At 42.1% G+C, this 13176-nt stretch carries 13 protein-coding genes; 1 reads left to right on the plus strand and 12 read right to left on the minus strand.

Features of this window, described 5'->3' with window-relative positions:
- The 6 genes from EC840_RS11720 to EC840_RS11745 form a co-directional block, all read right to left on the minus strand.
- A complete protein-coding gene (locus tag EC840_RS11720) occupies positions 1 to 414 on the minus strand; it encodes a hypothetical protein (RefSeq protein WP_132965429.1) in 414 nt (137 codons plus the stop codon).
- Between the two features lie 65 nt (positions 415 to 479).
- The gene (locus EC840_RS11725) at positions 480 to 1133 is read right to left on the minus strand and encodes a DUF2163 domain-containing protein (RefSeq protein ID WP_132965431.1); all 654 of its coding nucleotides are present in this window, start codon (positions 1131 to 1133) and stop codon (positions 480 to 482) included.
- A complete protein-coding gene (locus tag EC840_RS11730; protein WP_132965433.1) occupies positions 1130 to 1702 on the minus strand; it encodes a hypothetical protein in 573 nt (190 codons plus the stop codon). The genes EC840_RS11725 and EC840_RS11730 overlap by 4 nt, the downstream gene beginning before the upstream one ends.
- Positions 1703 to 1750: 48 nt before the next feature.
- Positions 1751 to 4003, minus strand: a complete 2253-nt coding sequence (locus EC840_RS11735; protein WP_165929027.1) for an SHOCT domain-containing protein — start codon at positions 4001 to 4003, stop codon at positions 1751 to 1753.
- Positions 4004 to 4067: 64 nt separating this feature from the next.
- The gene (locus EC840_RS11740; protein ID WP_132965437.1) at positions 4068 to 4430 is read right to left on the minus strand and encodes a hypothetical protein; all 363 of its coding nucleotides are present in this window, start codon (positions 4428 to 4430) and stop codon (positions 4068 to 4070) included.
- A complete protein-coding gene (locus EC840_RS11745) occupies positions 4430 to 4771 on the minus strand; it encodes a cytochrome (RefSeq protein ID WP_207914756.1) in 342 nt (113 codons plus the stop codon). The genes EC840_RS11740 and EC840_RS11745 overlap by 1 nt, the downstream gene beginning before the upstream one ends.
- A 129-nt stretch (positions 4772 to 4900) precedes the next feature.
- Here EC840_RS11745 and yecR point away from each other — a divergent pair, with 129 nt between their 5' ends.
- On the plus strand, positions 4901 to 5224 hold the full coding sequence (gene yecR, locus EC840_RS11750; protein ID WP_132965440.1) for a YecR family lipoprotein: 324 nt from the start codon (positions 4901 to 4903) through the stop codon (positions 5222 to 5224).
- A 193-nt stretch (positions 5225 to 5417) separates the two neighbouring features.
- On the opposite strand, the gene EC840_RS11755 is transcribed toward yecR, so the two are convergent.
- The 6 genes from EC840_RS11755 to EC840_RS11780 all read right to left on the minus strand — a co-directional run bounded on the left by EC840_RS11755 (position 5418) and on the right by EC840_RS11780 (position 13142).
- Complete coding sequence (locus tag EC840_RS11755) at positions 5418 to 5891, minus strand: hypothetical protein (RefSeq protein WP_132965442.1); 474 nt, start codon at positions 5889 to 5891, stop codon at positions 5418 to 5420.
- Positions 5892 to 5959: 68 nt separating this feature from the next.
- Positions 5960 to 8710, minus strand: coding sequence for a tail fiber domain-containing protein (locus EC840_RS11760; protein ID WP_132965444.1), 2751 nt, complete (start codon positions 8708 to 8710; stop codon positions 5960 to 5962).
- A 40-nt stretch (positions 8711 to 8750) separates the two neighbouring features.
- Positions 8751 to 10421: a hypothetical protein gene (locus tag EC840_RS11765; RefSeq protein ID WP_132965446.1), complete on the minus strand. Its 1671-nt coding sequence runs from the start codon at positions 10419 to 10421 to the stop codon at positions 8751 to 8753.
- A 10-nt stretch (positions 10422 to 10431) separates the two neighbouring features.
- On the minus strand, positions 10432 to 10848 hold the full coding sequence (locus EC840_RS11770; protein ID WP_132965448.1) for a hypothetical protein: 417 nt from the start codon (positions 10846 to 10848) through the stop codon (positions 10432 to 10434).
- Positions 10823 to 11134, minus strand: a complete 312-nt coding sequence (locus tag EC840_RS11775) for a hypothetical protein (RefSeq protein WP_132965450.1) — start codon at positions 11132 to 11134, stop codon at positions 10823 to 10825. Before EC840_RS11775 ends, EC840_RS11770 begins: the two co-directional genes overlap by 26 nt.
- A 70-nt stretch (positions 11135 to 11204) precedes the next feature.
- On the minus strand, positions 11205 to 13142 hold the full coding sequence (locus tag EC840_RS11780) for a phage major capsid protein (protein ID WP_132965452.1): 1938 nt from the start codon (positions 13140 to 13142) through the stop codon (positions 11205 to 11207).
- Positions 13143 to 13176 lie beyond the last annotated feature (34 nt).

Genomic DNA, 13176 nt, shown 5'->3' on the forward strand with positions numbered 1-13176 from the left:
TTATTTCCTTATCCTGTAAATCTCCGCGAACTCGATATCGTCGAGATCCACCAGAGAGTAATAATTATCTTTTTCGACTAATGCTTTATTCCCCCAAACAATTGAGGTTGAGTAATATTTCGGTCTGCCAGACTTATGCTCTTGAAGTAATATGTCACCGTTAATTGGTTGTTCTACTTTTTCAGCGACTTTTTCAAGAATGTTCTTTGCAGATATAAAACCGATACTCTTTGCAACTTTTACTCCTGATTTGATATCAGTGTATTGTTCGAAAAGCTTTTCGTGATAATCACTATCGGTAAGCGTATCGATATATTTTGCGAGGATCAGATTACAGTCAGTCACACCGTATACATGCGCCTGCCCTATGTATGTATTTAAGAGGTCGGTTATTCTTGCTTGTGTAATAAACATTGATATTTCTCCTGTATAGGAATATTTATCAATGTCTAAAAAAGGAAAAGGAACCCGAGGGTTCCTTATTGTTTAGTCTTCCAGATATGTTCTGAGTTCCACGCCCCGATTCGGGAAAAGAATCCATCATTTTCATTACCGGCATACGAACGATGAACACCGTCAGAAGCATGTTGTCGTGCCGACTTATCGAGAACCTCCCACAAACTATTCAGAGCAATTTCAGATTCGTTGGTAGACTCGTCGTCTTTAATTTCAACGTTGATGTTTATCGAGTCAACCGCCCCACTGAACACGGGAAATGTGTTTGCTACAGTCCCTTTATTCGGATTCATGAATGCCAGACGAATATCTACGTTAGCCTTACCGAATCGCTTTGCACGGATTAACTCAATGTATTCAGGTCGGACGTTACTGATCTTAACGTTCAGTCCTTTATTGTTGATTTCTTTTTCTTCTGAGGTTGAAGCAATGTCAAGAAAGTCACCCGTTGCCAGATAAATCTTTCCTTCATGAGAAACATCAAAAAAGCCATCGGTCAGATTTAACTCTGCCCCATCTTTCATCTTGATGTCTACAATATTGAATAATGTACCGGTTGACATCAACTGTGCTTCTGTCAACACAGAAAGTGTCGTGCCGTTGAAATCATTATAGGCTGAAATAAAGTCTTCATCGCTGCAAAGCTGTTTGAACTTTTGTCTAATTTCATCTCTCATAAAATATACTCCAATGCTGTGAATGTGAATTTTCCAATCGCAGACACAGGAAATGTAAATTTTTCATTTGTTAAAACGAATTTACCTTTTACGTTCTGGTAGTTTACTTTTTCACCTTGATTGACATCTTGATATAAAGCAGGAAATATTTTCGCGGTGGCGTTTTCCCCACCAATAATCGCTTCGGTGATAGTGTACAGTTTCGAATGGTTTTGAAATTGAACAACTGTTCCTGCGGGTAATGTACCAATGAATGAACCAAGGGGTATTAAACGAGACCCTTTGTTTACCTTTTGTGAACTGACAACAGAAGAAGCTACGCCATTGAACTGAGTAAAATAACTCATTGGGAATTCGAAGGGTGTATTAAACTTGTGTTCAGCGATAAAACGCTTTACGTCTGAAATATCATCAGACATCCAGTTCGCAGTAAATTTTAATGAAAAGAATTGTGGTCCCACAACACGTTTCTGATACTTCCCGCTCAAAGATTTTGTTTGGAAGTATGCTGTATTATCTTCGACGGTTACATCCGATATTTTTATTTTCTTCGTGTCTAAAAATGACATAAGAGGTTCCTCTGTTAATACACTTATTTATCAACAGAGGAATTCCGATTACATTTTACGCCTGTTAGCATCTTGAACAATCTGTGCGACAGCCTGAGACTGTTTCTTCATTGCTGCGAGTATTTGTTTGTCGCCATCGATTACAGAGCCGGAGACATTGATTGAGGCGTCAATATTTGTTCTCCCTGTTCCACCACTACTGTCTTTGTCACCAAGGAAATCTTTCAAATCTTGGTTCAGACGTTTATCAACAACCCGCTCACCGCTTTCGAGCAAATACGTACCCGTATTGGGGACGTTATCGATCCCGTCATGGAACTGACCACCAACAGATTTCATTTGCATTACGTTACCGATGGCCTGCGCATAACTGGTTGCAGCCAACGCAATACCGATCGGACCCGGATACATAGCCATTGATTTTGTTGCTGCTTCGTTGGCGTTGATTAAGCCTTGCGCAATGCTCAACCCTTTAGTGATCGCAAAACTTGCTTTCGCTGCCTTGCTGTTCTCGCCTGCGATACCGCTTATAATCCCCGACATTCCGGAAGCAAAACCCTGATACATACCCATCTTCATTTTGATTTCAGAGTTCGCGATGGACTGAGACTTCAAAGAATACGCAGTGTCGAGTTTTTCTTTCTGGGCTAAAAACTGTGCATGATCAATTGCGCCTTGGTTGTACATAGCCAAATTTGCGTTCTGAAATTGTTGAGCCTGCTTGTCGAGCTGCGCCTGTTGCAAGGTCATATCGTCTTGCGTGGTGTTAACGCCCATATCAGTGTTCATCTGAGCCTGAACGCTGTTCACGTCAATACCCTTGATGTCCTGCATACGGCTGTTGTGTTCTTGCTCTGTCTGCTCCAACTGTTGCTGATAGGTCTTTGCGTCAATCAGTCCCTGCTCTCTTCGTGCTTTCAGGTCATCTAAAGAGTTTTGGTACTGGACTGACACAGAATCAAGAATTTCTGTCAGTTGCTGTGGTGACGCGCCAAGTAGCAATGTCTGGAAGTCACCGGACGATGCAGCAATCAACTGTTGACGCTTCTGGTTGTATTGAGCCTGCGATATGTAGCCTTTATCCAAAAGCCCATTCAGAGAGTTCAAACTGGCTTGTAATTGCTGCGATGTAGAAACCAGTTGGGCACCAGAACCATTGTACAGTTTGGTGTTCAGTGAATTCAGCGTAGTCATGGCAGACATTCGATCCGCGATCATTTTGTCATGGGTACGTTTAGATTCTGCTGCAGCTTTATCGGCGGCAGCTTTAGCCTGAACAGCGGCTTTATCTGCGGCTGTCTTCGCGTCACTGGCCTCTTGATCTAATATCTTTTTCCGTGATGCGGCCTCTTCGTTAGCCTGATCGGTGACTTTCTTCTGTGCTGCATAAAGATCATCAGCCATTTGACCAATCGCTTTCTTTTGCTCTTTAACAGCCGGTGAATAATCCGCACCGTCTACACCATCAACCCATCGGTTAAATTTGGCTACCGCGTTATCACCGCCATACCAAAAATCTTTCAAAATCTGGTTTAGGTCAGTATTTGTCCAATCTTTACTGAACAAGTCATAGAGATCATTAATTTCATTGATCAGCGGGGAAACGCCTTGCACGGTAAGTTCAGCAATATTCGTCTTGAATTTGTCTAAGTTTTTCTGAAATTCCTGATACTCTTTTGCCGTTTCATTGGTAATACCAGCGTGTTGGCCTTGAATATGAATTAAGGCTTCTGTTGCCGAACCGTATTGTTGCAGTGTACTCACCAGATGACTGGAATCTGATGCCATACTTTCCATGGCGTTTGTAATTTCAGCAGAACTCGCACCGGCTGCTTTCATTTTGTAGAACAGATCGATAACCGCTTTGATCCCGCCTTCGGAATCGCCTACGTATTTTGTGAAGTCTTTGAAATTAAGCCCCCACTCTTTGATGTCGTCGGCAATACCACCTTTGCCACCGCCACGAACCGAATCACCGATTTTGTCCAATGCATCTTTGTTAAAGTCGCCGAATTTATCGATTTCGAGTCCGGTTGAACTAAATTCACTGCGCAACTTTTGGAGCATCTCGATCGAGACACCTGTTGATGTAGAAATCTGGTTCATGCTGTTTACATATTCTGTAGCAAAGCTTAAAGCCTTAAATGCGATGCCAGCAGCGGCTCCAGCAGCGCCTAATGCGATCATGCTTGGTGTCATACCGGATAAGGCGTTAAGTGCGCCAAAAGCCTTCCCTGCGCCGCCTGAGATACCATCAAAGAACCCACCTGCATGACTGGATAATTCGTCCAATTGATTCATGGATTCCGAGACTGACCTGTTGAACCGAGAGTTATCGCCTAATATCTCCAGTTCATATCTTGATCTAGCCATTTATTTCACCTCTTGTTCTTTTTTCTATTTGGGTCAATACAGTTGGATCTGTGAACTGAGAAAGAATTGCTTTATTACGATTTATGTTTTTCTCTTTTTCCATCAACGCTAACTCTTCCGGTGTTTTGAAGACGTTACCCTTATTCAATGTCATAAACTCGGAAAGCTTTATTCCTTTCGCAGCCTTCTTCGTCATATTCGGTGAGGTCATATACATTGTGTAGCGATTTAACGCAGAGTGGATATCTTCTGCAACGGGACCTTGCGGTTCCAGAAAAGTATCGAAAATCCACATTTCGTAATATTGAGTAACCGGCATATTACTGATTTCTTTTTCCGTCAGACCACGGCGCATTATTTGTCTGTATTTGAACTGTTTGACCCAACTGTCTTTACTGATTGTTCAACTTCAACAGGCGGTAAGAAAATTGTCATGGTTGCAACTGCCATCGCCAACTCATTACGCACCGTTGAATACAATGCTTTCACTCGTTCGATGGAATCAAAAATGGGTTTTCCTTCATCATCTTCAATACAATTCAGGATTGCTAAATCATCACGTTCATTTTTATTTGGATTACTGATATGTGCACTAAATTCGGATACGGTCATGGGACGGGCATAGAAGCTATGACCACCGATAACGGTTGCATTACGCTTTGGTGCAAGGTCTGAAAACATTTCTTCGAAATTCATTTTTACTTCCTCATTTGATGTATGACTATATTTAGGTCTACAAAAAATAAGATTTCATTGTTCAACACGATTGCCTCGAAGTATAAATGTGTTAAGATATTTCTGATTGCAACCAAAGGAAAAACATGAATGAAGAAGCTTACAATTGTCGTTATTAGCGCGTTAATTATTTCAGGCTGTGCAGCTCGTAAAGATATGGTACCAATGGGTGGAAGCAAAGCGGATGGAACAGTAAAAATGGGATATAGTTTTTCCTCATTTGAAAAGCCTGTTGTAGATCTGAACCAAGCTGCAGAACTTGCTGGTAAGAAATGTAAGACTTGGGGTTATGAAGGTGCCGAAGCATTTGGTGGGCAAACCAGTCAGTGCGCACAGGCAGGTCCATATGGGTGTGAACAGATGAACGTACAAGTAGAGTATCAATGTACTGGCGGGAAAGCATCGCAGAACTGATGTCCTGCGTGCAATTAAATGAATTGTGGATGATGATTCTCGTTGAAACAGTTCTGTGAATGCACTTTTATCTCATTCCTCGAAGTGTACTGAAAGACAGAGGTTTTTAGTCTTCTGTCTTTCAGTAAGACTCGACGATTTGAGCGTGATGTTTTATCGAGCAGCATCAGTTCAATAAATTATATTCTCTATATTACTGACCCGATTCAGTAGTATCAACGATACCCTGAGCGACGGGACCACCGTCAACTTCAAATGTGAATGCGCGTGTTACCGCATCAGACTCACCGCCACCGTTAACAGCTTTGGACAAAAAGCCGTTATAGACGATCGCTGTACCCGCGGTTTTGGTTGCATCGAACCAATAAATGAACTTGATCTGAATGCGTTTACCGTCTTCACAGGCAGTGATCAGCTTGTCGTGAGAAGAACCCGGTACATAATTAACGGTCATATCGATCGACGGTACAGAAGCACGTCCAACCAATTTACGGCCATATTTATGAGAGTAGTTGGCGGGGGTGATAACCTCACGCTCAATACCAGATTCAGGGAATGCAGCGACTTCAAAAATTTCAGTGTAGTCTTTGCCTGCAATGGTTGTATTTGTTAAGTCTTCGCTGTAATACGCAGAGACATAAGATCCTGCGAAAATGTCATAGGCCATTTTGTTTTACCTTGTTTGTATTCCAATATTGGATATATGTATTTATGCCGTCCGAAAACGGCATTTCTTTATTTTTTCAATTCTTCAACATCTGATTGAAGTTGCTTAATTATTTTTTGTTGTTCATGACAAGTGGTCATTAATAAACCGAGAACTTCAAGCGGATCTAAAGCTTTCTTACCATCAGCATGAGTGATTACACCTTCTGGTAAAAGTTTTTCAAATTCCTGAGCAATTACACCATATTGGTGTTCACCGCCTTTCTGTACGTTATTTACTTCTACATCATTACCTTCATCATCTTTTTCTGTAGTTGTATAGTTGTAGTCTTTAAACTTATACGATACTGGACGGATGTTTTCGATAATGTCTAATGCTTTCTTACTGTCGGCGTTTTCAATATTTTCTTTTAATGTCTCGTCTGAGTCAAAGAAGTTAATACCTTTGGAATTACCATCGACAAATACTTCAAGGTATGTAGAAGCAACATTGGAAAATGCCCTTACCCGACCATTAACAGACTGACTACCATTAGGAGCATTGAAAATACCAGTAGGAGCCATTTGGAAAGTGGACTGATTACCTGTTGTTGATGTTACACCAGCTTGGAAGTTAATAAATCCATACTGTTCACAATAGATAATAGCACGGTTATCACCGCCAGGATTCCTGAATACATAGTGACAGTTAGCGGCTGATGATGTTGCATAAGTACCGATAACACCACTTGCACCAATAATATCACCTACAGATCTAACGCTTTGGAATTCTGCTCCACCTGTAGTACCTGAAATACGTATAGGGCGTAATCCATTATATGAACCATCAACTGTATCTGAGATCATAAAGTACCAGTCGTTACCATCCCAACGTTGGAATACAGACTTACCAGTTGATGTAGCAAGACGATATGTATTAAATCCATTTTTAGTGCCACTGGTTGAAACAAACCCACCTACGTTAGATGCATCAGTTAATGTTAATCCGAATGCCGATACTCCTAATTTACCGAGTGTTGTTGAAGAACCACCCGTTGAAATAATACGAGCATCAAAATCACTTGTAGTACCTGAGCTATGGAAATCAATAAATGAAGATCCTGCTGTAGTAGTTGAACCTAATTCAAGTCCAGTAGAACCCGTATTAGCTGCACCTACTGAGATATTTCCAAATGCCTGAGTAGCTGACCATGTATTAGCAGTGCTTAGTAGTGGTATCGTCGCACCACTTGTGCCGGTATTAACAATCGCTGCTGTACCTAATCCAAGGTTAGTACGTGCTGCGGGTGCTGTAGCTGCACCTGTGCCACCATTAGAAATGCTTAAGTTATTTGTAAGATTTAAAGAGTTTGCAGTTAATACGCCACTGACATTGGTCTTAGCAAAACTTGATTCACCGGTTACATTCAATGCGCCTAATAGGTTGGTGTCCTTCGCAACTCGTAAACCTAATTGTGTATCAACCGAAGTAGTGCCTTTACCACGGAAATAATGACTATAAACAGGTGCATCAGCCGTACCGCCGTTATGACCAATATATGTACTCGCTGCGCCACTCGTTCCTGTATCACGGGTCGCTACACCAAGCAAATATTGCCCATTCGCCGGAGCATTGGTTAAATTTGTCAATGAGCCAATGTATGCCGTGCCTTGGAACGTAGTCTGACCATTGATGTCGCGGTTTTTGATTCCGATATTACCAGTAGCAGAATACAGATCGATCATTGTATTGGCGCCATTGGCATCATACGTTGCCATCTGGGTAATACCATTACCAGCAGGGTCTAACCATGATTGATATGCTGCGATTGCACGACCACCGTAGTCGTCAGTCGTTGTTGAAGCGACTTTTGATTCTATTCGGCCAATAACACGGTTTGATTTAGGCAATAAATCACCATCACCAATATCTTTCTGAACAAAAGTGATATAAGGATTAACATTACCATTTGGATTAGCCTCACGAATCAGACCAATACGATAGTTGTTCTGGAATGTGCGAGCTGCACCAATTTGATAAACACTACCATCAAAACTTGTATCTCCGCCACGAACTAGTGTCAAACCATTCATTTGAGTAATATCAGAGTTAACGCCAGATTTTGCCGCACCTAATTCAGCTAAAGATGGTAAAACAGCAGAGTCAAAATTCTTTCTCCAACCATTTGCATCTGCACCAGATGTCAAACCGTTCCATTTCCAATCACCTACTGTTGTAATACTTCCTGATGTACGAACGAACGAGACGCCTCCATTGGTATATAGGTATTGAGCTAACACCATACCCGCGTTATAAGCCCTGCGGATATTAACAAGAACAGATGCCGATAATTGAGAACTATACCCAATTGGTCCATCTGTGATGCCGCTGCTATTGATAGTGACTGTCTGATTCTTTTCAGTTAATCGTGTGTCACCTAAAGAAGTGATTACAACGCCCGTACCTTGGAATTGCTCTAAAGGCATAGGACGCATCGATTCCACTTCAATATTATCGAGCATCGCCTTTAAATTAATAATCCCCTGCCCTGATAATTCAGAAAAGCGGTTAGAGATTGCTAATGAACCGGTGTCATTCGAATTCAGTGTAATATTACCGGATAAAGGTTTCCCGTTGATGGTGGTTGTTTTAAGAGCATACTTAGCGTCTGTTTCAGACTGTGAATATCCTAACTGGACAATAGCCCCTTTACTGTCTTTCGTGAAAATATTTTTGTCGGCAATATTAATCGCTAACGATCCTTCATCTAATTGAGCAGCAGTCGGGACTTTCTTGGCTGTTTCTGTTCGTAGAAATTGTAATTTTGAAATATTTGCCATGATAATACCTTCATTGTTGTATTATCGTATTTATGGCATTCTAAAACGTTCCAAAATCTACAACAGAGTTCAGAGCGATTGCACCAATTTCAACAGGCGTCGGTTTGTTCCCTTCATGATATATCACGTAATCAGTTGAACCTTTCCGTACAACAGGATTAGAGGTTGTTTTGGATAAAATAACTATATCACCGCCAGCAGAACCTAACCCAATTTTGTCATCAGTCGTGATACCTGCAATTCTGGTCGCTGTGCCTGTTGTCATCAGTCCATCTAACGTCACGTTGTTTGATAAACGAACGCCACCCACTTTAACCTGAATTTGTCCTGACACTTCTGCCCCGTTGAATACAATGGTTCCTGTCGGGGTGATACTGAAAATCTTGTCAAGCTTTGCAGAATCCCCATTCCAGAAACTAAAGCCACCAGTACCAGTTCCCTTGTGAGTAATAAAGTCCGTACCGCTCGAACCCTTGTAATCATACGTCGTGTATCCACCTGCGACGGTTGGTGTAAATGCTGTCTCACCAGTGCCAGTGACTTGCGTCGTCTTGGATTTCAAATTGGGAACTGTCAAATCCCCCGTCATCACATCCCCAGATTTAGATACCTGTTTAAGGATCTCACCATCGACGTAATCTTTGCGTGTTGACGCCCTCACGTCTGTAGATTGCGCAGCCGTCAGGAAAACCCGTTGGCCTGTCACTGTTCCATCTATACCGATCTGCACTTGGTTTGAAGTGGATGCATCACCATTCGGACGTAACAATATCGATTGCTTTGGTGCGCCCAAAATAAGGCTCCCAGCGGAATTTCCATGGACTGTTGACCCGTTCAAGTACAGGAATGCGTCAGCTTTCTGAATCTTCAAATCACCAGTCATTGTGTCGCCAGTCTTGGCAACAGCGTTGATATCAGATGGTTTCGGTAAGTTATTCTCAGTGATTACGCGGATCCACGGTGATTTTACTACCGCGCTGCCATTGTCCTGAATGTTTCTGATCCGTAAGTCAGGAAAGCCGGTTGTTGATGCTGCAATTTGCCATGCTGTACTTTTATTGGGCTGGCTGTGAATAATTGTCGTATCAGCACCAAAAGGGTTATCGGAACTTGATGCCAAAGCGGTTCGCCATGAATTGCCAAACAGTGACAGCGTATCCTTTGGACCAGGAAAACCGTCAACACCGGCACCGACACCATAATCACCCTGTCTAACCACATCACCTGTCTCAGCAACACCTTGAGCGAGAATTGCGCCAGTAGGCTGCAAAGTAAAACTCAACTGAGTTGCAGAAGAATTAGAGCCTGTTCTGGTATAGCCCGATACGTAAGCGTCATATATTTGGTATACCCCTTGCTCACTGTTCGTCGAACTTTCACCTGTATCGATCACGTAAAAGTTTTTGAATCGAACGAGAGTCTTGTCCTCTGCGGCTTGTATTAATGTTCCTTGAATCGGATCGCTGGGGATTTCGTTAACAACTAACGTCGTTTCTTGAATCTGTTTGTCACCGGAGAGTCGTGCAGAATAATCCTGATCATAAACCTCAATCTCTTGCATATTGGTATTGATTGCCACCTGCGGAAATGCAGCAAGTTCAGGGATGACAACATACCCTTGATCATAGAAACCTGCGGTATCGGAATCAGTGTTTAATGTGAATGACACATCAACACGGGATCCCGTAAAAATATCTTGTTTCTCGGCCATTATTTTATCCTTACATAAAATAGATTATTTCGAGTGTAATATAAGCGTCAACATGCCCCTGAGAAGACTCAGAAACGTATTGCGTCCCGCTTGATGTAGGTTTGAATGACTTTATTCTGTACGTCGGGAGATTGGGACTTGAAGCGTTTAATTCCATTAATTTTAAAATAGCTTCATGCACACCAGTTTCGTTTATTTCACTGAAAATATTAGTGGTGATATTGAGTGTTGCTATCAAAGCAGAAGAATTCAATTGCGGGCGTTCATATGTCTCTTCTGTTTGTGTAACCATTGCCTGAACTTGTTTTTGGACGCCGGTTTTAAAACCATCTTCAACAACTCTGACTCCCGATTGCTTTAACACTTTCTCAATCATTTCTTTGAACATTACCCGAGGCATTTTAGACGTATTTGCTGGTGCGGCCATTTTCATCTCCAATTAAAGAAAGATAACAATCAACCAACCCTGAGAGATCGTTGTCGATATATGAAATTTCGAAAACTTCGCCATTGAGCAAAATATGATTCCCTTGTAATACTTCATCGGCATCGGCTGTAATGTAAATCGTTGCACTTACTTCATTTTCCGTATCGATTAATTTTCGTTCTGGAATAGCACGAATATTTACCCAACCAGACTCTTTTTTTATTTTTAAATCATGTCCCATCCGTTTGAGGAATGACTCACGACTTTTTTTGCTGAAATCAAACATAATAATTCTCCTATGTTTGATTATTTAGGATTGTTATAAATGCAAAAAGGGACTCCGAAGAGTCCCCTTTTTATTTACCAGCAGCAGGAACTTGCATAACAACCAATGAGTCAGGTTGAGTAACAGCCCAATCCATATCGACCCATACACGTGGAACTACAGCGCCTTGGTTTCGATAAGTGGTATCATCCAGATCCAGTTCCAGACCTTCCCATTCAGCAATCGTCAGACCGGAGAAGTCACCGGCAATGACGGAACCAGCTTCAACAACACCGCTCGAAACTACATCGCTACCGCCGAGTTTATTGTCGTCAGAGATAATGTAATCGTGAACATTGCTATCACGCAGGGTTGATTTCAGCTCGGAAGCAAGTGCACCACGCATCACAAACTTAATGGTCACAGCATCAACGCCGGAGTCAGTCAGTTCAGCAACAGCAGCCAAGAATGCTTTGTAAGTCATTTGACCTGTTTTAACGCGACCCGCATCTACCAGCAGTTTCACCAGACCATCGCGAGCGTTGGCATTGGCAACAGCAGAGAAAATCATTTTTTCCAGTTTGATACGGGAAGCTTTAACGATGTGATCTGCAATGAAAGAGCCGATATTTGGAACAGTCAGCATAGACTGACGGCTAATCGGGTTACCACCGGTGAACGTGCGTGGAGACATCGGGATATTGTCAAAACCGCTTTTGCCTTCTGGACTCACACCGTTCTCGGAGACGAAACCGAAGCTTTCGACGCTTGAACTGGTCATGCGTGGAATTGCCACAGGGTTTTTCAGACCTGTCAGGGTGTTAACATTCAGTTGACCCAATACTGATTTTTCCATCAGAAGTTCGACAAAGGAATCGTAACGAATAACTTCGTCGGTCACTTTTGCCAGACTTGCAGTGGTGTTACCAGCAGATGCAGCACGCAAAGCTTGAACTGGAATGAAAGCACCGTTAGAACGCGCAATACGTCCACGCTGCATAGCTTTACGAGCCATTTCCTGAGAATATTCAGCTTCTGCACCACGCAGGGTTTTGCCTTCCGCAAGCGCACGGGCAACGTTGTCCAGAGAATAACGCTTCTCCAGATTATCTTTTGTATCTTTATTCATTTTGGTGATCACCGTTGAGGCTTGAGGTTTAATAGAACGTTTGAACTGTCGGGCAGTCAGATTTTTAGAAAGTGCACGAGCGACTTCTTTTTGAGGAACCTTATAACGTTCAGCAATTTCGAGAATTTCTTCGTTTTCTTCTTCTCGTTCTTCGTCGGTCAATTCATCAGCTTCGGCTTTATCAGCCGCAGCGGCTGTTTCTTCTTCTTCGCGTTTAGCTCGTTCTTCTGGCTTCTCTGTGATTGCTTCTTCACGCTTCGCACGATCTTCATCAGACAGCGCTTCAATTTCTGCGATAGTCATGTCCTGCAATTCTTCGATGGACATATCTTTAATGGCTTTGGTCATTTTCATTTCCTTGGTTTTTTTATTTTTTTGTGCATCTGCACTTGATTCATTTGTATTTAGAGCGCGTCCCAAACCTACTTTGTCGTCGGCTGGAACAGTAACGAAAGAAATTTCATACGGTGCCCATTTAGTGACAAATAAATCGTCACCCTCTAAGTGATATTCAACGAGGTCATATCCAAATGAAATTTTGGAAACAGTACCTTCCTTTACCTTTGCAGAAATTTCCTGCGCCAGTTCACCATGCTGGCTGAATTTAACTTTTGCTCGACCAATGCGATCTGAATCAATTCGAACAGAGTTCGGAATAACGATCCCAAGATGCTGGTTGAAGTCGTGGTTAAAAAGTAATGCTGCATTGTTATTTAGACGAGATAGATCTGCATTTTCGATCGAGTCATGTACAAGAATTTCTTTTACTTCTCGTACCTGCCCGTAATCATCAGTAATTTCACGCACTACAGGAGTTTCAGAAGAAAAGGCAATTTCAAACACACCACCTTCTGATTCAGAAATATCCTGCGCGGTGAAATCACGGCGTAATTTCAACATGGCAATTCCTTAAAAATATCGAAAGGATTTCGCC

The organism is Rahnella sp. JUb53 (assembly GCF_004346065.1).
Taxonomy (GTDB): Bacteria; Pseudomonadota; Gammaproteobacteria; order Enterobacterales; family Enterobacteriaceae; genus Rahnella; species Rahnella variigena.

Bases quoted from the DNA above. Each gene is read 5' to 3' on its own strand.
- EC840_RS11720 (WP_132965429.1), bottom strand. From the start codon at position 414: ATGTTTATTACACAAGCAAGAATAACCGACCTCTTAAATACATACATA.
- EC840_RS11725 (WP_132965431.1), bottom strand. From the start codon at position 1,133: ATGAGAGATGAAATTAGACAAAAGTTCAAACAGCTTTGCAGCGATGAA.
- EC840_RS11730 (WP_132965433.1), bottom strand. From the start codon at position 1,702: ATGTCATTTTTAGACACGAAGAAAATAAAAATATCGGATGTAACCGTC.
- EC840_RS11735 (WP_165929027.1), bottom strand. From the start codon at position 4,003: ATGAATCAATTGGACGAATTATCCAGTCATGCAGGTGGGTTCTTTGAT.
- EC840_RS11740 (WP_132965437.1), bottom strand. From the start codon at position 4,430: ATGCGCCGTGGTCTGACGGAAAAAGAAATCAGTAATATGCCGGTTACT.
- EC840_RS11745 (WP_207914756.1), bottom strand. From the start codon at position 4,771: ATGAATTTCGAAGAAATGTTTTCAGACCTTGCACCAAAGCGTAATGCA.
- yecR (WP_132965440.1), top strand. From the start codon at position 4,901: ATGAAGAAGCTTACAATTGTCGTTATTAGCGCGTTAATTATTTCAGGC.
- EC840_RS11755 (WP_132965442.1), bottom strand. From the start codon at position 5,891: ATGGCCTATGACATTTTCGCAGGATCTTATGTCTCTGCGTATTACAGC.
- EC840_RS11760 (WP_132965444.1), bottom strand. From the start codon at position 8,710: ATGGCAAATATTTCAAAATTACAATTTCTACGAACAGAAACAGCCAAG.
- EC840_RS11765 (WP_132965446.1), bottom strand. From the start codon at position 10,421: ATGGCCGAGAAACAAGATATTTTTACGGGATCCCGTGTTGATGTGTCA.
- EC840_RS11770 (WP_132965448.1), bottom strand. From the start codon at position 10,848: ATGGCCGCACCAGCAAATACGTCTAAAATGCCTCGGGTAATGTTCAAA.
- EC840_RS11775 (WP_132965450.1), bottom strand. From the start codon at position 11,134: ATGTTTGATTTCAGCAAAAAAAGTCGTGAGTCATTCCTCAAACGGATG.
- EC840_RS11780 (WP_132965452.1), bottom strand. From the start codon at position 13,142: ATGTTGAAATTACGCCGTGATTTCACCGCGCAGGATATTTCTGAATCA.